Raw genomic sequence first — 17,938 nt, forward strand, 5'->3', positions numbered from 1 at the left:
CTGGGAGGAGTACCAACCCGATGTCTTTCGCCGTACCGGCCCCGGCGCCGCGCGCCCGGCCGTCCACTGTCAGCCTCGCCGCGACGCTGCTTTTCGTGGCTGCAGGCGTCGAAGTGATCAGCGTGATCCTTTCGCTGTTGTACGCCCAGAAGATCGCGGACGGCACGAAGCGGGTCTACGACCAGGCCGGCGTGACCAACGGGAGCAACGCCGGGCTGGCGATCGGCTCGACCGTCGAGGTCATCGTCGGCTTCGTGATCATCGTGATCCTGGTGGTGCTCGGCTACCTCGTCAGCCGCGGCAACCAGGTCGGGCGCGTCCTGACCTGGGTGTTCGGCGGCATCGCGTTCTGCTGCAGCCTCGCCGGCCTCGGCTCGGCGCTGTTCGCCTCGGCGCTGTGGGACCAGGCTCGCAAGCAGAACCCCTCGCTGCCGACGTGGAGCGAGTACCAGAAGATCGTCTACGCCGACGTCCCCGGCTGGTACATGCCGCTCAGCACCGTGCTGAGCATCGTGCTGATCCTGTCGATCCTGGTGACGATCGTGCTGCTGGCGCTGCCGGCCTCGCACCCGTACTTCCGCAAGCCGCAGCAGGAGTGGGAGCCCCCGGTTCCGCCCGGCCCCGGCTTCCCCGGCCAGCCGGGCCAGCCGGGCCAGCCGGGCCAGCCCGGTGAGCCCGGTCAGCCGGGCTACGGTCCGCCGACAGCCTGAGCCGCACAGCACACGAAGGCCGGACGACCCGTCCGGCCTTCGCCGTCTCGGCTAGATTGCGGCTGTGACCGAACGGCGTACCGCCCTCGTGACCGGTGCCACCGCGGGCATCGGCGCCGCCTTCGCGCGTGAGCTGGCCGCCGAGGGTCATGCATTGGTACTCGTGGCCCGCGATCGGGAGCGGCTGGCCGGCCTCGCCGAGGAGCTGCCCGTGCCCGTCGAGGTGCTGCCGGCCGACCTCGCCACGGCCGAGGGCTGCGACGCCGTCGCGGCACGGCTCGCCGACCCGGCCCGCCCGATCGACCTGCTGGTCAACAACGCCGGGCGGTCGCTCAACCGCTCCTTCCTGCGCTCGAGCGTCGAGGCCGAGGAGGAGCTGCTGCGCCTCAACGTCCACGCCGTCATGCGCCTGACGCTGGCCGCGCTGCCGCCGATGGTCGAGCGTGGCCGGGGCGACATCGTCAACGTCTCGTCGGTGGCGGGCTTCGCCTCGCTGAGCCCGGGCTCGACATACCCGGCGAGCAAGGCGTGGGTCACCAGCTTCAGCGAGTCGCAGGCGCAGCTGGTGCGCCGCAAGGGGGTGCGGGTCATGGCGTTGTGCCCGGGGTACACCCGCACCGAGTTCCACGAGCGCGCCGGCATCGACGTGAGCCGGTCGCCGTCGTGGCTGTGGCTGGACGCCCGTGCCGTCGTGCGGGACGGCCTGCGCGACCTGCGTCGCGGGCGGATGGTCAGCGTGCCCGACTGGAAGTACAAGCTGGCGGTCTTCGGAATGCGCCACGCGCCCCGTGGATTGCTGCAGCGTGCGTCCCGGGACAGCAGGGGACGCATCGGGCACGAGGATCGATAACACTCACACGGCGATCGATACGTGCACCCCGACAAGCATTGAGTTTGCTGTGTATTTGGGCCGGTGCATCGAGCATGATTGTGGTCACGTACGAACGGACGATGGCCGGTCGGTATTGCTCCCATAGGGCGTCTGGTCGACCCAGGACCAGCCGTTCGGTTGTTCCGGCAGCTCAGCCGCGTGCATCGAGCATTGCAACGATCTAATGAGAGCAAGATTCGGATTAGCCGGTGTGGCATCGGTGCATCGTTATCCCCCGTTACCATCACCCCCCGCGTCACTCGTGGTGATCGCTGCGATCACCTTCGTATTCGCCCTTGTCCCCTTGACGGCCTTAAATTTGGCCGAGAGTGCGGGTCATCGATTCACCGCGGAGATTTAGCGCGTACGCTTCGGTCATGACCGACCGTGACGACCTGCTGAAACTCGTACGCGACCTCGCCGTGGTCAACGGGCGAGTGACGCTGTCGTCCGGACAAGTTGCCGACTGGTACGTGGACCTCCGTCGTTTGACGCTGCACCATGCAGGTGCGCCGTTGGTCGGCCGAGTTCTGCTCGACCTCGTCGATGACTGGGAGTTCGATGCCGTGGGCGGGCTGACCCTCGGCGCCGATCCGGTGGCCGCAGCGATGCTGCATGCGGCGGCCGCTCGCGGGGGACGACCGCTCGACGCGTTCGTCGTCCGCAAGAGTGACAAAGCTCATGGTCTGCAGCGCCGGGTCGAAGGCCCGGACGTTGCCGGCCGGCGCGTCCTGGCGGTCGAGGACACGTCCACTACCGGTGGAAGTGTGCTGACGGCCGTGGAGGCGTTGCGTGAGGCGGGCGCCGAGGTGGTCGGTGTGGCCGTTATCGTCGATAGAGGCGCGGAAAAGGCGGTTCGCGCCGCGGGGCTGAGCTATCGCTCAGCATTTTTGTCGGCCGACCTCGGCCGACAGGGCTGAAAAATTGTCGATTCGGACCTGCGCATATGCAGGCGGGTCGATGGTGTTGGTGGAAGGATGGAAAACGTGGGAACTGCGCTGGCTGAGATGACCCTGCCCCAGACCTCGCCGCTTGCCGGCGAGCCGATTGACCGCGCTGACGCCGAGCGTCTCGCGAGCGTGCTGAAGGCGCTCGCCGACCCGGCCCGACTCCGGCTGCTGAGCCTGATCCAGTCGGCTCCCGACGGCGAGGCGTGTGTTTGTGACCTGACGGCCCCGCTCGGGCTCTCGCAGCCCACGGTGAGCCACCACCTGCGAATCCTGACCGAGGCCGGTCTGCTGGAGCGCGAGAAGCGGGGTGTGTGGGCGTTCTACCGCCTCGTGCCCTCCGCCATCGGCACCATCGCCGACCTGCTGACCCCGCCGCGCAAGCGCGCGACGAAGAAGGCTCCTCGCTGACCGCGCCGGGTAGGGCTTCGCAGCACTACCCGGACGGCGACCTCCGCGACCAGCTTGCCCACGCCGGGCTGGCGGTCGTGCAGGCCGGACTAGTCGTGGGCTCAGGCGGCAACCTGTCCGCCCGGGCGCCAGGCGCCGACGAATGCTGGGTAACCGCGGCCGGGACTTGGCTCGACCGGCTCGACCGCGGTTCATTCGTTCGGATCCGAATCACCGACGGCGCGGCACTTGACAGCAATGCCAAGGCCGCGCCGTCGTCGGAGTTCGCGCTCCACCTCGCCACGTATCGGGCCCGCCCAGACGTCAACGCAGTGGTGCACCTGCACCCGCAGACGGTCCTCCTGCTCGATGCGATCGGCGAGCCCATCCGGCTGGTCACCACCGACCACGCCTTCTATCTGCGCAGCGTGGTCACCACGCCGTTCGTGCCGCCGGGCCGCACCGAGGTGGGTGCCCTGGCCGCCGAAGCGTGCGCCGACGGCACCAACTGCGTCGTGCTGTCCCGGCACGGCTGCTCCGTCGTGGCCGACTCCGTCGAGCTCGCGCACAAGCGCGCCTTCTATCTCGAAGAGGCCGCCAGGCTGACGTACCGCATGCTGCTCCTCGGCCGCCCCGTGGAACCCCTCCCGACCGACTGGCTGACGCCCGGCGCCACGGCCTGAAAAATCCTCCGCTTACACTCGTCCTCCTGTTGAAGGCCAGGCCAAGGGGGCGTGAACGGTGCAGGAACGGCAGCGGAGCGGCTTGCTGCGCACGCCCGTCATTGTCGTCGCGGTCGCGGTGGCCCTCGTCGCCGTCGCGCTGGTGACCGTGCGCGTGGTGAACGGCGCCGGCGGTTCGTGCTCGGGCGGCGTGCGGCTGCTCGTCGCGGCCGCGCCCGAGATCGAGCCCGCCGTCCGCGAGGTCGCCGACCGGTTCGCCGCCGGCAAGCCCGAGGTCGGCGGCGACTGCGTCCAGGTGCAGGTCAAGGCGGCCGACTCGGCCGACGTCGCCGGCCTGCTCGCCGCCCGCGCCGGCGGCGGCGTCGTGCCGGGCGCCTCGGCCGCGCCCTCACCGGCGCCCGGCGACGTGCCGACCGTGTGGATCCCGGACTCGAGCGCGTGGCTCACCCGCGTGCAGGGCGTGGACCGGGAGGCCTTCGACGCGCAGGTCACCTCGGTCGCCGTCAGCCCCGTCGTGTTCGCCGCGAGCGAGCCGGTCGCCACCGCGCTGGGGTCCCATACCGTCGGCGCCGCACAGGTCGGCACCCTGCTCGGCAAGGTCTCGGCGAAGCAGCTGCAAATCGGCTCGGTCGACCCGCGGCGCAGCACGGCCGGGCTGGCGGGGGCCGGGCTGCTGTACGACAGCATCGTCACCGACCCGAAGAAGCTCGTCGACATGGTCCGGGCGTACCGCAGCATCGCCCTGGCAGCGGACCAGCCCACCCTGCTGAAGAATGCCGCCGGCGGCCAGGCGGTGATCACCAGCGAGCAGCAGGTGCTCGCGGCCCCGGCGGGCGACCTCGTCGCGCTCCCGTTGGACCCGGCGGTGACGCTGGACTACCCGTTCGCCGTGGTCGCGGGCCAGCCGCCGGCCAGCCTCGCCGCCGCCGAGATGCTGCGCGCGACGCTCGCCAACGCCGACCGCGGCGCGTTCGCCCGGCGCGGCTTCCGCGGCGCCGACGGCTCCACCGGCGCGACGTTCCCGACCGGGCACGGGGTGTCGCAGGGCGAGTCCCAGGTCAGGCCGCTGAGCGACGAACGGAAGATCACCGACGTCCTCGGCTACTGGAACGCGACGACCGCCCCGTCGCGGGTCCTGACGCTGGTCGACGTCACCTCGTCGATGAACCGCCCGATCGTCAAGGGCGGCCCGGCCCGCCTGGAGGTGCTGCGCAAGACGGCCACCGACGGCCTCGGGCTGTTCACCGACGACAGCGAGCTGGGGCTGTGGGCGTACGCCTCGGGGCTGCCGGGCGGCAAGGACTATCAGCAGGTCGTCCCGGTGTCCCAGCTCAACAAGGGCCAGCGGGCGCGGCTGACGTCGGCCGTGGCGGCCGCGAAGGCCGCGCCGACCGACGTCTGCGGGCTCTACGACACGGTGCTCGCGGCGTACCAGTCGCTCAAGGAGGGCTACAAGGAGGGGCGCTCGAACACCGTCGTGGTCTTCACCGACGGGTCGAACTCCAAGTCCGGGATGAGCCTGGAGACGCTGCAGCTGGAGCTGGAGCGGGCCACCGACCCGACCCGCCCGGTCCGCGTGGTGCTGCTCGGCATCGGCCCCGACGTGCACAAGGAGGAGCTCGACGCGATCGCGGCGACGACGGGCGGGCGGGCCTTCGTGGTTCAGGACCCGGAGCAGATCGGCAACATCTTCCTCCAGGCCCTGATCCGTTCGAGCTAGTCGCGCACCCGGTGGCTGCCGCGGCGGTCCGCCGGCGGGACGGCCGGGATGATCTCCGTCGGGGCGTTGGCCGGATCGTGGGCGGCGCCACCACGGCGGCGCTCACGCCAGCCGCGGAAGATCTCGATGAAGATCGGCAGCGCCGAGATCAGCACGATCAGGAGCACGGCCGGCAGCAGGTACGTGTCGATCTTCTCCGGCGGGATCAGGTCGCTGATCTGCTTGGCCAGCGCCCAGCCGGCGAGGATGATGCCGTCGGTCCACAGGATGCCGCCGACGACGTTCCACAGGAAGAACTGCCGGGCCGGCATGCCGACGACGCCGGCGACCGGGTTGAGGAAGGTGCGCACCACCGGGATGAACCGGGCGAGCACCACGGCCTTGGCCGGGCCGAACTTCGCGAAGTAGTGCTCGGCCTTCTCGACGTACTCCTTCTTGAAGATCCGCGAGTTGGGCCGGTCGAACATCCGCCGCCCGTAGCGGGCGCCCAGGAAGTGCCCGAGCTGGGCGCCGGCGATCGCGCAGATCGGAGCGCCGATGAGCAGCAGCGGCAGGCTCATCTTCGTGTCGAGCAGCTCGCTGGCGGCCGGCGACGAGGCGACGCCGGCCAGGAACAGCAGCGAGTCGCCCGGGAAGAAGAAGCCGACGAGCAGCCCCGTCTCGACGAACATGATCAGCCAGACGCCGATCACGCCGAACGTGCTCAGCAGCCCCTTCGCATCGAGAGGGTTGAGGGCGAGCAGGTCGCCCACGGCGCGCGTCTTTTCTTCCACGGGTCACCAGGGTACGTGAGGGTTTCTGAGAGTCTCCTTACAACCTAGGGTCAACCGGCTCCGATTCGCAGGCCAAGATCGCGAAGACGTGCTGGTGTACGCGCCACGCGGGCGCGCCGGCCGCCAGCAGGTCGAGCGCGGCCAGGCCCAGGCCGTGCTCGCGAAGGGCCAGCCCGCGCTTGCGGCCGAGCCGGCGCTCGCGCAGCGCGGCGAGGCGCGCCGGCTCGGTGTAGTCCGGACCGTAGATGATCCGCAGGTACTCCCGCCCGCGGCACTTGATCGCCGGCTGCACCCGCGGACCCGCGTCCTCGGCGGGCTTGACGACCATGCCCTCGCCGCCACCGCCGGTCAGCTCCAGCCACCATCGCGTCGCCGCCGCGACGCCGTCCGGGTCGGCCGGGTCGACGACGAGCCGGCGGGTCGGCGCGAAGAGGTCCGGGTCGGCCGCCACCAGGCGGTCCACCAGCGCCAGGTGCCACTCGTGGCCGCGGCGGGCGTGGTTCGCGCCCGCGGTGGCCAGCACGTGGAAGGGCGCCACCCGCAGGCCCGCCAGGCCGTCGGTCGGCCAGCAGTACCGCCGGTACACCGCCGCGAACGCGCCGATCGCCGACTCCCGCGCGGTGAAGCGCTCGGCCAGGTCGCCGACGTCGATACCGCGCGCGGCGGCGGCGTCCAGCGCGGCGCGGGCCGCGGGCAGGGCGGCGCCGGCCGCGGCGGCCACGCTCGCGTACTGGTCGCGGATCAGCGGCTCGGCCTTCGCCGACCAGGGCAGCACCTCGGCGTCGAGCAGCAGCCGGTCGGTGGCGAGCTCGTCCCACAGGCCGGCCCGGCCGATCGCCGCGACGACCCGCTCGAGCAGCGGCGCGGAGTTGGCGAAGAAGGGGCGGCCGGTCCGCGTGTACACCACACCCGCGCCGTCGCGGCGCACGTGGAACACCGCCCGCGAGCCCATGTGCTTCTCCTCGCACACGACCCGGGGCACGCCGGCCCGGGCGTAGTCGGCGAGCGCCTCGACCGGATGCTCGAGGTACCCCTCCTGGGCAGAGGTCGACGCGGGCGCCATCGTGGGCGGGAGCCACACCAGCCACGCCGGGTCGACCGCGAACCGGCTCATGACCTCCAGGGCCGCGGCGGCGTTCTCGGCCGCGACGGTGACCCGACCGGCCGGCGTCTCCAGGCTGCGCCGGCCGATGACGTCGGCGATGTCCATGGCCTCGTCGTCGCTCGTGGCGCCGCCGGCGGGGGCGAGCGGCCGGACCGGCGCGTAGTACTCGCGCTCGGCGGGCACGGAGACGAGCTCCCGCTCCGGGTACCGCAGCGCCGTCAGCGAGCCGCCGAAGACGCACCCGGTGTCGATGCAGATGGTGTTGTTGATCCACTCGGGGTCGGTGGTCGGCGTGTGGCCGTAGACGACCATGGCCCGGCCGCGGTACTCGGTCGCCCACGGGTAGCGCACCGGCAGCCCGTACTCGTCGGTCTCGCCGGTGGTGTCGCCGTACAGCGCGAACGAGCGCACCCGGCCCGAGGCCCGGCCGTGGTAGGCCTCCTTGAGCCCGGCGTGCGCGACGACCAGCCTTCCCTCGTCGAGCACGTAGTGGCTGATGAGGCTGTCCAGGAACTTCGCGACATCGGCCGAAACGTCCGGGTCATCGCCCAACTGCGCCATCGTCTCGGCCAGGCCGTGCGAGAGCGAGACGTTGGCGCCACGCAGCTTGCGGAGCAGCTTCGCCTCGTGGTTGCCGGAGACGCACAGGGCGCTGCCGGCGGCGACCATGCTCATGACCAGGCGCAGCACGCCCGGCGAGTCCGGCCCGCGATCCACGAGGTCGCCGACGAAGACCGCGGTCCGGCCCTGCGGATGTGCGGCGCCGCCCGCCGGATAGCCGAGTCGTACGAGGAGGGTCTCGAGCTCGGCCAGGCAGCCGTGCACGTCGCCGATGATGTCGAACGGGCCGGTGAGGTCGCGGCGGTTGTTGTACAGCGGCTCGTAGGAGATCGACGCCGCGGCGATCTCGTCCGTGCCGCTCAGCACGTGCACCTGCCGGAAGCCCTCGCGGGCGAGGCCGCGCAGCGAGCGGCGCAGGTCGCGGTGCTGCCGGGCGACCACGGGCCGGCCGAAGTCGCGGTCCGGGCGGGTCTGGGTGCGCGCCCAGCACTCCGCCTCCGGCACGTCGAGCACGATGGCGACCGGCAGCACGTCGTGCTCGCGGGCAACAGCGACCAGCGCCTCCCGGGCGTGCCGCTGCACGTTGGTGGCGTCCACGACGGTGAGCCGGCCGGCCCGCAGCCGCTTGCCGGCCACGTAGTGCAGCGCGTCGAACGCGTCGGCGGAGGCCGACTGGTCGTTCTCGTCGTCGGCGACCATGGCCCGGAACGCGTCGGAGGACAGCACCTGCGACGGCGCGAAGTGGCGGCGGGCGAACGTCGACTTGCCCGAGCCGGTCACGCCGACGAGGGTCACGAGGCAGAGCTCGGGGAGCTTCACTTGCGAAACACCGCCATCTGGGTGGGGGAGCCGGCGGCCGGGTCCTCGGTGCCGATGCCGGAGCGGGTGACCGTGTAGCCGTAGCGGGCCGCGACGTCGTCGCACCAGGCGGCGAACTGCGCGCGGTCCCACTCGAAGCGATGGTCGGCGTGGCGCATGCCGCCGTGGGGCAGGCCCGGGTACAGGGCGTTGTACTCGACGTTCGGCGTCGTCACCACCACGGTCGCGGGCGCCGCGTGGCCGAACACGCTCGCCGCGAGTGCGGGCAGCCGCGGCGGGTCGACGTGCTCGACGACCTCCATGAGGACGGCGGCGTCGTAGCCCTTGAGCCGGTCGTCGCGATAGGTCAGCGCGCTCTGCAGCAGGCGGATGCGGGCGCGCTGGCGCTCGGGCAGCCGGTCGAGGTGCAGGCGGCGGGCGGCCATCTCGAGGGCGGCGGAGCTGACGTCGCAGCCGACGATTTCGGTGTACCGCCGGTCGCGGGCCAGCTCGCCCAGGAGCGCGCCGGTCCCGCAGCCCAGGTCGAGCACGCGGCTCGCCCCCGACCTCTGCAGCGCCTCCAGCACTGCGGCCCGGCGGTGGAGGTTGAGGGACTCGGGCTTCCGCTCCGAAATGCCCGACATCTCCGAGAAATCCGACAGGCGGGCGAGCGCGGCCGAGGTGAGCGCCGAACGGTGCGCGAGGTAGCGCTTGGCGATGAGCGCCTTGTGCGGGTGCCCCGCGAGCCAGCCGGTGCCGGCGCGCAGCAGCTTCTCCACCTCGTCCGGGGAGACCCAGTAGTGCTTGGCGTCGTCGAGGACCGGCAGCAGCACGTACACCTGGTTCAGCGCGTCGGCGAGCCGTACGGTGCCGGTGAGGCGCAGGTCGACGTACCGGCTGGGGCCCCACTCCGGCCGCTCGGCGTCCAGCGGGATCGGTGTCGCCTCCACGGTCCAGCCCAGCGGCGCGAACAGCTCTTCCGCGCCGCCCTTGGCCCGCAGCGCCGGGATGCGCAGCTCCAGCGGGATCGCGGTCGCGGCGAGGTCGGGCCGGTCGCGCGAGTCGCCGCGCATGGCCGTGCGCCAGACCCGGCCCAGCGCCGCGGCGAGCAGGCTCGAGGCCGCGTACGGCCGGTCGTTGACGTGCTGGTGCAGCGTGAACGTCTCGTCGCCGCCACGGCCCCGAAGGCGCGCCGGTTCGACCTCCAGCAGCAGCGCGGCGGTGCAGCGCTCCTCGGTGGCCTCCGGATAGAACACGTGCGCCCGGCCGGAGGAGACCTCGAACGTCTGCATGCGATCCGGATGCTTCACCAGCAGGTACCCGAGGTCGGTTGCGGGACGGTGCGTGGTCGTGACGGTCAGCAGCACCCGGTAAGCATGGCGGCGAAAAATGCAACGGCCGACCGAATTATGGCGGACTAGGCTCGACGGTATGGCGGTGGTGGCGACCGCACACTGGCACCGGCTCGAGGACGGGCGGGTGCAGTGCGACGTGTGCCCCCGCAACTGCCGGCTCCACGAGGGGCAGCGCGGTTTCTGCTTCGTCCGGCAGCGCGAGGGCGATGAGATCGTGCTGACCACCTACGGGCGCTCGTCGGGCTTTTGCGTCGACCCGATCGAGAAGAAGCCGCTCAACCACTTTCTGCCCGGCACGCCCGTGCTGTCCTTCGGCACCGCCGGGTGCAACCTCGGCTGCCGGTTCTGCCAGAACTGGGACATCTCCAAGAGCCGCGAGATCGACACGCTGGGCGCGTCCGCGAGCCCGGAGCAGCTCGCCGTCGCGGCCGAGCGAATGGGGTGTCGCTCGATCGCGTTCACCTACAACGACCCGGTGATCTTCATGGAGTACGCCATGGACATCGCCGACGCCTGCCGAGCGCGCGGCATCAAGGCGGTCGCGGTCTCCGCCGGCTACATGAACCCCGCGCCCCGCGAGGAGTTCTACCGGCACATCGACGCGGCCAACATCGACCTCAAGGCGTTCAGCGAGCAGTTCTACCAGAAGATCACGTTCGCCAAGCTCGACAAGGTGCTGGACACGCTTTCGTACCTGCGCGGCACCGACGTCTGGTTCGAGGTCACCACGCTGTTGATCCCCGGACACAACGACGGCGACGACGAGCTGCGCCGGCAGTGCGACTGGCTGATGGAGCACCTCGGCCCCGACGTGCCGCTGCACTTCTCGGCGTTCCACCCCGACTTCAAGATGCGCGACGTGCCGCCCACCCCGCCGGCGACGCTGAGTCGTGCGCGGCGGATCGCGCTCGACGCCGGCCTGCGCTTCGTCTACACCGGCAACGTGCACGACCCCGGCGGCCAGACCACCACCTGCCCGGGCTGCGGCGCGGCGGCGGTCGTGCGCGACTGGTACGACCTGGTGTCGTATGCGATCACCGACGACGGCCGCTGCGAGTCGTGCGGCCATGCGATCCCGGGCGTCTACGACGGCCCGGCCGGGGCCTGGGGAAGGCGGCGGCTGCCGGTGACCATTGCGTGAGGCCACCCGCGGTGGCGGGCAGCTTCTACCCGGCGGACCCGGGCGAGCTGCGCCGATCCGTGCAAATGCTGCTGGATTCGGTACCGCGGGAGGCCGACGGCGCATTCGCATACATCGTTCCGCATGCGGGGTACCAGTGGTCGGGCCCGACGGCCGCGCACGTCTACTCCCGGCTGGCCGGCCGCGAGGTCGAGCGGGTGGTGATCCTCGGCCCCGCGCACCGGGTGCCGCTGCGCGGCGCGGCGGTGCCGACGGTCGCGCGCTGGTCGACGCCGCTCGGCGAGGTCGAGATCGACGTCGAGGGCGCGCGGGACCTGGTGGCGGGCGGCCTGGCCGTCGCCGACGACACGCCGCACGCGCTCGAGCACTCACTCGAGGTACAACTCCCGTTTCTGCAGGTCCTCGGCTTCTCCCGGGTGCTGCCGGTGTGCGTCGGGGTGGCCGGCGCCGACGCCGTCGCGGCGCTGCTGTCGGTCGTCGCGGTGCCCGGCTCGCTCGTGCTGTGCAGCACCGATCTTTCGCACTATCTGACACAGGAGCAGGCGCAGCGGGCCGACGCGGTTACCGCCGACGCGATCGTGCGGCTCGAGCCGGACCGGATCGGCGAGCGCGACGCCTGCGGGCGATACCCGCTGCGCGGGCTGCTCGAGTGGGCGAGCAACCTGCGCCCGACCGCCCGCCTGCTGCACCTGGCGACCTCGGCGGACGAGGGCGGGCCCGCCGACCGGGTGGTCGGATACGCCGCCGTCTCCCTCGCGGTGTGACGCTGAGTAGTCGTTAGCGTCACACCGACGTCATGAACGTCGATTCGGTTGCACACCGTTCGGCTATGAGATAAAGGCTGAAAGGACGACCTCTGTCGAGGCATCCCAAATACGTCTGTCCCAAGGAGGCGCCTGCGGTAGGCGCCGGAACTGGAGACGGGGCATGTCTGCGACGACGACTGCCGGGGCGGCAACTGGCACCGGGTGGGTGCCGATGACGGACGAGCAGCGCGAGCAGTTCGACACGGACGGTTACCTTGTGCTCAAGGGTGTTCTCAGCCCGGACGAGGTGCGCCACTACGCGTCGGTGCTCGACGTCGCGCACGCCACGCACCCGAAGGCCGCGGACGGCTCGCTGCACCTGCTCAGCGCCGTCACCAGCTGCCCGGAGCTGGCCGACCTGATCGACCACCCGGCGACCCTCCCGTTCGTCTGGTCGATGCTCGGCTGGAACGTGCACATCTACCACTCGCACCTCGACGTGCACCCGACGATCCCGGCGGCGAAGCCCGACTGGTGGCACTGGCACCAGGACGGCGGCCGCCAGAACCGCGAGATCGAGACGGACCCGCGCCCGCGGCTGTCGGTCAAGCTCGCCTACTGGCTTTCCGACGTGTCGGAGGAGGGCCGGGGCAACCTGACGCTCATCCCCGGCAGCCACAAGACCAACTGGCTGCCCGGTCCGCCGAAGCGCGACGTGCCGTGGCCGGCGCCGGACGGCGCGAAGCAGGTCAAGGTGGAGGCCGGCGACGTGGTCTTCTTCGACCGCCGCATCTGGCACGCCCGCTCGGACAACTACTCCGAGATCACCCGCCGCTGCGTCTTCCTCGGGTACACGTACCGCTGGATCGCCATCCGCGACGAGGTGGCGGCCTTGCCGTCCAAGCCGTGGTGGCCGAAGCTCAACCAGGTCCAGCAGCAACTGCTCGGCGGCATCGGCGTCGGCGACGGTGACCACCACTGGGGCCACTACCCCGAGTCGACCCCGCTCTACGTCGCCCTGCGCGACCGCGGCCTGCTCGACCCGAGCTACCCGCCCCTGATCCCCTGATTCACCGCTATCCCCTGATCTCTGCAATGCCCGCCCGGTTCCGACCCGTCTAAGGGTCAGGGCCGGGCGGGTTCGGTTTTGGGGGTCGATTGACGTTCGAGGAGTTCGTCGAGGCGCGGCTGCAGGCGCTGCTGCGCTACGCGGTCATGCTCGCCGGCGATCCGCACACGGCGCAGGACCTCGTCCAGGAGACGATGATCCGGGCGCAGCTCAAGTGGCGCCAGATCGCCGCCGCCGACATGCCCGAGCGCTACGTCAAGCGCATGCTCACCAATGTCTACTTCGACCTGCACCGCGGCTCCTGGCTGCGCCGGGTCGTGCTGCGCGGCGTGGACCTCGAGGCCACCATGGAGCCGCGCGCGGTCGGTGACCACGCCGACGGGCTGGCCGAACGCGACCAGGTGTGGGTCTGGCTGGGCCGGCTGCCCCGCCAGCAGCGCGCCGCGCTGGTGCTGCGCTACTACGAGGGCCTCACCGACGGCGAGATCGCCGAGGTCCTCGGGCGCCCGGTCGGCACCGTCCGCTCCTGGATCTCCCGCGCCCTGGCCACCCTGCGGGCGCAGGTAGGGCCGGCCCTGACGAAGGGCGCGGCGCCGTGATGGACCAACTGCTGCGCGACACCTTTGCCCGGCACGAGAACCTCGTCCCGATCGCTCCGCCCGGGCTGCACGCCGCGATCCTCACCGGCGCCCGGCGCCGGCGGGCCCGCCGCCGCTGGGCCTGGACGGGCCTGTTCACCGGCGTGATCGTCGCGGTCGCGCTGCTCGCCGTGCCGGTAGCGGCCCGCCCGGACGGCACGCGCCCGCAGGCCGCCACCTCGAGCGCACCGATACACCTGCTTCTGGTCGGCATCGACCGGGCCGGCGACGAGCCGCCCGCGCAGGTGCGCGCCGACAGCCTGGTGCTTGTGCACATCGACCCGGGCGCGCGCGCCGCCTATGCGATCGTCGTGCCGCCCGACTTCCCGCTCGACCTGCCGGGCCTGGGCCCGCAGCGAGCCGACGGCGCCTACCTCGTCGGGGGTTACAAGCCCGCCGCCGAGGCGATCAGCCGGCTGGCCGGGGTGCGTCTCGACGGCGGCGCGGTCGTCGACCTCGCCGCGATGGAGTCGATCACCGACGCGGCCGGCGGCCTCGACCTCTGCGTCGAGCGGCGTGTCCAGTCGCGCCACCTCGCCTACGACGACAACGGCAACCTCGGCGAGCCCGGCCCCGGCCGCGCGCCCGTGGTCTACGAGCCCGGCTGCCACCATTTCGACTCCCGCGAGGCCGTCGACTACCTGCGCATCGCCGCCGGCAGCGGCGACCAGCGGGCCGTGCGCGCCTACCTGGCCGCCCTCGCCGCCGCGGCGTCCGATCCGGCCCGGCTGCCGGCGCTGCTCACCGCGGCCGGGCAGGGGCTCGAGCTGCACCTGGGCGCGGGCGCGCTCGGGTCGCTCACGGGCCTCGCCCACGCACTGCGCGCCGTCGACCCGCAGCGGGTGACGGCGATCAGGCTGCCGACCGGCGTACCGCCGGGCGACGGGCTCTACGCCGCCCTGCAAACCGGCAGGGTCGGGGAGTGGCTGGCCGCGCACCCCCAGTACGAGGTCTGAGGGTTAGTACTCGTCGTCGAGGTCGACCTCGCGGTCCTGCTCGATCGCGTCGTACTCGGTGGCCTCCCAGGGCCGGGCGTGGGGTGCGTGCGGACGATCCAGCGGGTTCGCCGGCTGCGCCTGCTCGGCCGCGTCCTCCGGCGAGGCCTCCGGGTCGCGGACGTCGGGGTCGAGGCGGTCGTCGAGGGTCAGCAGTTCCTCGTCTGGCTGGGTCATCGCGAGGGCTCCCTGTTCGCTCGTGGTCTCCCGTGGGTCTTCTTCGCGGTACGGGCTCCGATCGGGCCGTGTTCAACCGTACGACTGTTCCGGGCAGTTCGCCTCCGCGCCGCGGCAATTCCAGCCCCGCAGTCCTCCCGGGCACACGCAGGTCACCCGCCGTCGAGGGACACACGCCGCTGCGAGATAATCCGTATCAGGGACAGCGCGGTCCGCGTGGAGTCCGCGACTGTCGGCTCCAAAAAAAACCGCACGATCCAATAGTCAAGGAGCGCCGTCATGCCCATCGCCTCGTCCGATGTCTACGCCGAGATGCTCGACCGCGCCAAGGCCGGCGCGTTCGCCTACCCGGCGATCAACGTCTCGTCGTCGCAGACGCTCAACGCGGCGATCCGCGGTTTCGCCGAGGCCGAGAGCGACGGCATCATCCAGGTCTCGACGGGCGGCGCGGAGTACCTCTCCGGCCCGACCGTCAAGGACATGATCACGGGCTCGGTCGCGCTGGCCGCCTTCGCGCACGAGGTCGCGAAGAAGTACTCGGTCAACATCGCGCTGCACACCGACCACTGCCCGAAGGACAAGCTCGACAAGTTCGTCCGCCCGCTGCTGGCCATCTCGGCCGAGCGCGTCGCCAAGGGCGAGGAGCCGCTGTTCCAGTCGCACATGTGGGACGGCTCGGCGGTGCCGCTGGGCGAGAACCTGCAGATCGCCGAGGACCTGCTGGCGGCGACCGCCGCGGCCAAGGTGGTCCTGGAGATCGAGGTCGGTGTCGTGGGCGGCGAGGAGGACGGCGTCGTCGGCGCGATCGACGAGAAGCTGTACACCACCGTCGAGGACGGCCTGGCGATGGTCGAGGCGCTCGGCCTCGGCGAGAAGGGCCGCTACATGGCCGCCCTGACCTTCGGCAACGTCCACGGTGTGTACAAGCCGGGCAACGTCAAGCTCCGCCCCGAGATCCTCAAGCAGATCCAGGACGCGGTCGGCGCCAAGTACGGCAAGGACAAGCCGCTGTCGCTGGTCTTCCACGGCGGCTCGGGCTCGCTGCTCTCCGAGATCCGCGAGGCGCTCGACTACGGCGTGGTGAAGATGAACATCGACACCGACACGCAGTACGCGTTCACGCGCCCGGTCGCCGCCCACATGTTCAGCAACTACGACGGCGTGCTGAAGGTCGACGGCGAGGTCGGCAACAAGAAGGCGTACGACCCGCGCGCCTGGGGCAAGGCCGCCGAGGCCGGCCTCGCCGGCCGCGTGGTCGAGGCCTGCGAGCACCTTCGCTCGACGGGCACCACGCTGGCCAAGTAACTGTTCCGAACATCCACAACGGCCCGGCATCCCGCCGGGCCGTTGTGCTGTTCGGGCGGGCTTACGCGGTCAGGATCTCGGCCGCCTCCGCGACGTCGTCGGTGAGGTGCACGAGGTCACGCAGGTCGCCGACCGGCGAGGCGGCGAAGAGCGGCTCCAGCAGGCCGCGGACCGGCAGCCGCTCGGTCCAGTGCTCGACGTCGAGGAAGACGAACGGGCCGCTGACGCCGTCGGTGGCGTAGAACGTCTTGGTCGCCGCCTGGAACACCTCCTGGACCGTGCCGGCCATACCGGGCGCGAACACGATGCCGCCGCGGGACAGGCGCAGGATGGTGTCCTCGCGGATGGCGTTGGAGAAGTACTTCGCGATCTTCGCCGCGAACAGGTTGGCCGGCTCGTGGCCGTAGAGCCAGGTCGGGATGGCCAGGCCGCCGCGCCTGGCCCACGTGACCGGGTCGACCTCCGGCTGCTCGGGGTGGTCGGCGAGCACCGCCGAGTCCGGCGCCGGCGGCACCGGGCGGCCGTACCGGTCGCGCACGGCGAGCGCCACCGACGTGTAGGGGTCGTGGTCGTGGAAGTCGGGTGCGGCGGCGAGGGCGTCGATCGCCTCGCGCAGCGTCTCGATCGGGTGCTCGGCCAGGAAGGCGCCGAGGTTGGCCGCCTCCATCACGCCCGGCCCGCCGCCGGTCACGACCAGGCGGTCGGCGCGGGACAGGCGCCAGGCGAGCTCGGCGGCCTTGCGGTACTCCACCGCGCCCCGCTTCGCCGCGTGCCCGCCCATGATGCCGACGGCCGCGGCCGGCCCGCGCGCGGCGATCCAGCCCGCGGTCACGTTGGCCAGGGCGTTGTCGATCCCGGAGTCGTGCATGCGCTGCGCGACCGCCTCGCGGATCTCCGGCGTGGCGCCGCCCGTGGCCCGGAAGTGCCGGTACACGACCGTGTCGAACATGCCCTCGAACCCGTCGGAGGCGAAGCCGGCGGCGAGGTCCTCCGGGCTGTACAGCTGCGAAGGATGCGTCGGGTAGGGGATCCCGGCGAACTCGGGCACCACGACCGCGCGCCGCAGCATCAGGTCGACGACGTGCTCCAGCGTCGCGAAGTGGCAGCCGATGAAGAGCGAGTCGGCGACGTCGATCACCGACAGGTCCACGGCGGTGAGGTCGAGGCCCTGCACGATCTTGCCGGCGAGGGTGCCCTGACTGAGGTGGAAGCGCAGTTCCTCGGCGGACTCGATCTCGTCCGGCGAGTGGTCGTGCAGCGCTACGACGTCCGGAGGTGGGGGTGTTGGCACGGGGTCATCCTGCCAAACCCCCACAAAGGGCGATGGCCCGATCCGGAGGACCGAGCCATCGCTAACCGGGTCCTGGGGAGGCTCCGGACTTTCATTTGTAGTACGCCTGCTGGTCGCGCATAACCCCCGTGCGCGGGACGCGGGCTCAACCGTTCAGTCAGGCCGTGTTCGGGGCATATTCGACTCTGCGGCAATATTCCACTCTGGTGTAATTGCGGCATGCCGAACCTGCTGCCCGAGCCCGCGCCCACCCAGCTGCCCGCCGACCCGCACGCCGCCGAGCTGCTGGCCAAGGCCGACACCGAGGAGGCGGTCAAGGCCGTCGCCGCGGCGTTCCCGGCGTACAGCGCCGCCTGGGCCCGCCTCGCCGAGCTCGCGCTGGCCGACGGCGAGCCGGTCACCGCCTACGCGTACGCCCGCACCGGCTACCACCGCGGCCTCGACCAGCTGCGCCGCAGCGGCTGGCGCGGCGCCGGCCCGATCCCGTGGGCGCACGAGCCCAACCAGGGCTTCCTGCGGGCGCTGCACGCGCTCGGGACCGCGGCCGCGGCGATCGGCGAGTCCGACGAGGCCGAGCGCTGCGCCACCTTCCTCAACGACAGCGACCCGGCCGCCACCAAGGCCCTCGGCTAGCGCTGTATCGAGGGCTGAGCCGGCGCGGCC

The 17,938-nt window shown here is 71.7% G+C and carries 18 protein-coding genes; 13 read left to right on the forward strand and 5 right to left on the reverse strand.

Annotated features, from left to right (window positions below):
* Positions 1-20 precede the first annotated feature (20 nt).
* From ABD901_RS02710 to ABD901_RS02735, 6 genes are all read left to right on the forward strand, one after another.
* The gene (locus ABD901_RS02710; protein WP_345120733.1) at positions 21-710 is read left to right on the forward strand and encodes a hypothetical protein; all 690 of its coding nucleotides are present in this window, start codon (positions 21-23) and stop codon (positions 708-710) included.
* A 55-nt stretch (positions 711-765) separates the two neighbouring features.
* A complete protein-coding gene (locus ABD901_RS02715; RefSeq protein ID WP_345121146.1) occupies positions 766-1,560 on the forward strand; it encodes an SDR family NAD(P)-dependent oxidoreductase in 795 nt (264 codons plus the stop codon).
* 398 nt (positions 1,561-1,958) lie between these two features.
* The gene (gene pyrE, locus ABD901_RS02720) at positions 1,959-2,501 is read left to right on the forward strand and encodes an orotate phosphoribosyltransferase (protein WP_345120735.1); all 543 of its coding nucleotides are present in this window, start codon (positions 1,959-1,961) and stop codon (positions 2,499-2,501) included.
* Positions 2,502-2,558: 57 nt separating this feature from the next.
* Positions 2,559-2,939, forward strand: coding sequence for an ArsR/SmtB family transcription factor (locus ABD901_RS02725; protein WP_345120737.1), 381 nt, complete (start codon positions 2,559-2,561; stop codon positions 2,937-2,939).
* Positions 2,936-3,601, forward strand: a complete 666-nt coding sequence (locus tag ABD901_RS02730; protein ID WP_345121148.1) for a class II aldolase/adducin family protein — start codon at positions 2,936-2,938, stop codon at positions 3,599-3,601. Before ABD901_RS02725 ends, ABD901_RS02730 begins: the two co-directional genes overlap by 4 nt.
* An 82-nt stretch (positions 3,602-3,683) precedes the next feature.
* Complete coding sequence (locus ABD901_RS02735; protein ID WP_345120739.1) at positions 3,684-5,321, forward strand: substrate-binding domain-containing protein; 1,638 nt, start codon at positions 3,684-3,686, stop codon at positions 5,319-5,321.
* Here ABD901_RS02735 and ABD901_RS02740 read toward each other — a convergent pair.
* Genes ABD901_RS02740 through ABD901_RS02750 form a run of 3 tightly spaced genes read right to left on the reverse strand, consistent with a single transcriptional unit; the run spans position 5,318 to position 9,925 of the window.
* Complete coding sequence (locus ABD901_RS02740; protein ID WP_345120741.1) at positions 5,318-6,094, reverse strand: DedA family protein; 777 nt, start codon at positions 6,092-6,094, stop codon at positions 5,318-5,320. The genes ABD901_RS02735 and ABD901_RS02740 overlap by 4 nt on opposite strands.
* 37 nt (positions 6,095-6,131) lie before the next feature.
* Positions 6,132-8,579, reverse strand: a complete 2,448-nt coding sequence (locus tag ABD901_RS02745; RefSeq protein WP_345120743.1) for a polynucleotide kinase-phosphatase — start codon at positions 8,577-8,579, stop codon at positions 6,132-6,134.
* Positions 8,576-9,925, reverse strand: coding sequence for a 3' terminal RNA ribose 2'-O-methyltransferase Hen1 (locus ABD901_RS02750; RefSeq protein WP_345120746.1), 1,350 nt, complete (start codon positions 9,923-9,925; stop codon positions 8,576-8,578). The genes ABD901_RS02745 and ABD901_RS02750 overlap by 4 nt, the downstream gene beginning before the upstream one ends.
* 64 nt (positions 9,926-9,989) lie before the next feature.
* On the opposite strand from ABD901_RS02750, the gene amrS reads away from it, so the two are divergent.
* The 5 genes from amrS (at position 9,990) to ABD901_RS02775 (ending at position 14,463) form a co-directional block, all read left to right on the forward strand.
* The gene (amrS, locus tag ABD901_RS02755) at positions 9,990-11,054 is read left to right on the forward strand and encodes an AmmeMemoRadiSam system radical SAM enzyme (RefSeq protein WP_345120748.1); all 1,065 of its coding nucleotides are present in this window, start codon (positions 9,990-9,992) and stop codon (positions 11,052-11,054) included.
* Positions 11,051-11,818, forward strand: coding sequence for an AmmeMemoRadiSam system protein B (gene amrB, locus ABD901_RS02760; protein ID WP_345120750.1), 768 nt, complete (start codon positions 11,051-11,053; stop codon positions 11,816-11,818). Before amrS ends, amrB begins: the two co-directional genes overlap by 4 nt.
* Positions 11,819-12,032: 214 nt before the next feature.
* On the forward strand, positions 12,033-12,869 hold the full coding sequence (locus tag ABD901_RS02765) for a phytanoyl-CoA dioxygenase family protein (RefSeq protein ID WP_345120752.1): 837 nt from the start codon (positions 12,033-12,035) through the stop codon (positions 12,867-12,869).
* An 89-nt stretch (positions 12,870-12,958) separates the two neighbouring features.
* Entirely contained in the window at positions 12,959-13,468 is a 510-nt protein-coding gene (locus ABD901_RS02770) for a SigE family RNA polymerase sigma factor (protein ID WP_345120754.1), read from the forward strand.
* Complete coding sequence (locus ABD901_RS02775) at positions 13,468-14,463, forward strand: LCP family protein (protein ID WP_345121150.1); 996 nt, start codon at positions 13,468-13,470, stop codon at positions 14,461-14,463. Before ABD901_RS02770 ends, ABD901_RS02775 begins: the two co-directional genes overlap by 1 nt.
* A gap of 3 nt (positions 14,464-14,466) precedes the next feature.
* Here ABD901_RS02775 and ABD901_RS02780 read toward each other — a convergent pair whose 3' ends face one another.
* Entirely contained in the window at positions 14,467-14,679 is a 213-nt protein-coding gene (locus tag ABD901_RS02780; protein WP_345120756.1) for a hypothetical protein, read from the reverse strand.
* A gap of 279 nt (positions 14,680-14,958) precedes the next feature.
* On the opposite strand from ABD901_RS02780, the gene fbaA reads away from it, so the two are divergent.
* Positions 14,959-15,984 carry a class II fructose-bisphosphate aldolase gene (gene fbaA, locus ABD901_RS02785; protein ID WP_345120758.1) on the forward strand — a complete coding sequence of 342 codons (1,026 nt, stop codon included), beginning with the start codon at positions 14,959-14,961 and terminating at the stop codon, positions 15,982-15,984.
* A gap of 61 nt (positions 15,985-16,045) precedes the next feature.
* Here fbaA and ABD901_RS02790 read toward each other — a convergent pair whose 3' ends face one another.
* Entirely contained in the window at positions 16,046-17,275 is a 1,230-nt protein-coding gene (locus ABD901_RS02790) for an LOG family protein (protein ID WP_345120760.1), read from the reverse strand.
* Between the two features lie 219 nt (positions 17,276-17,494).
* Between ABD901_RS02790 and ABD901_RS02795 the strand changes: the two genes are divergently transcribed.
* Entirely contained in the window at positions 17,495-17,908 is a 414-nt protein-coding gene (locus tag ABD901_RS02795) for a DUF3151 domain-containing protein (protein ID WP_345120762.1), read from the forward strand.
* Positions 17,909-17,938: the final 30 nt, after the last annotated feature.

Origin of the sequence: Dactylosporangium darangshiense (genome assembly GCF_039537565.1) — a bacterium.
GTDB classification, from domain to species: domain Bacteria; phylum Actinomycetota; class Actinomycetes; order Mycobacteriales; family Micromonosporaceae; genus Dactylosporangium; species Dactylosporangium darangshiense.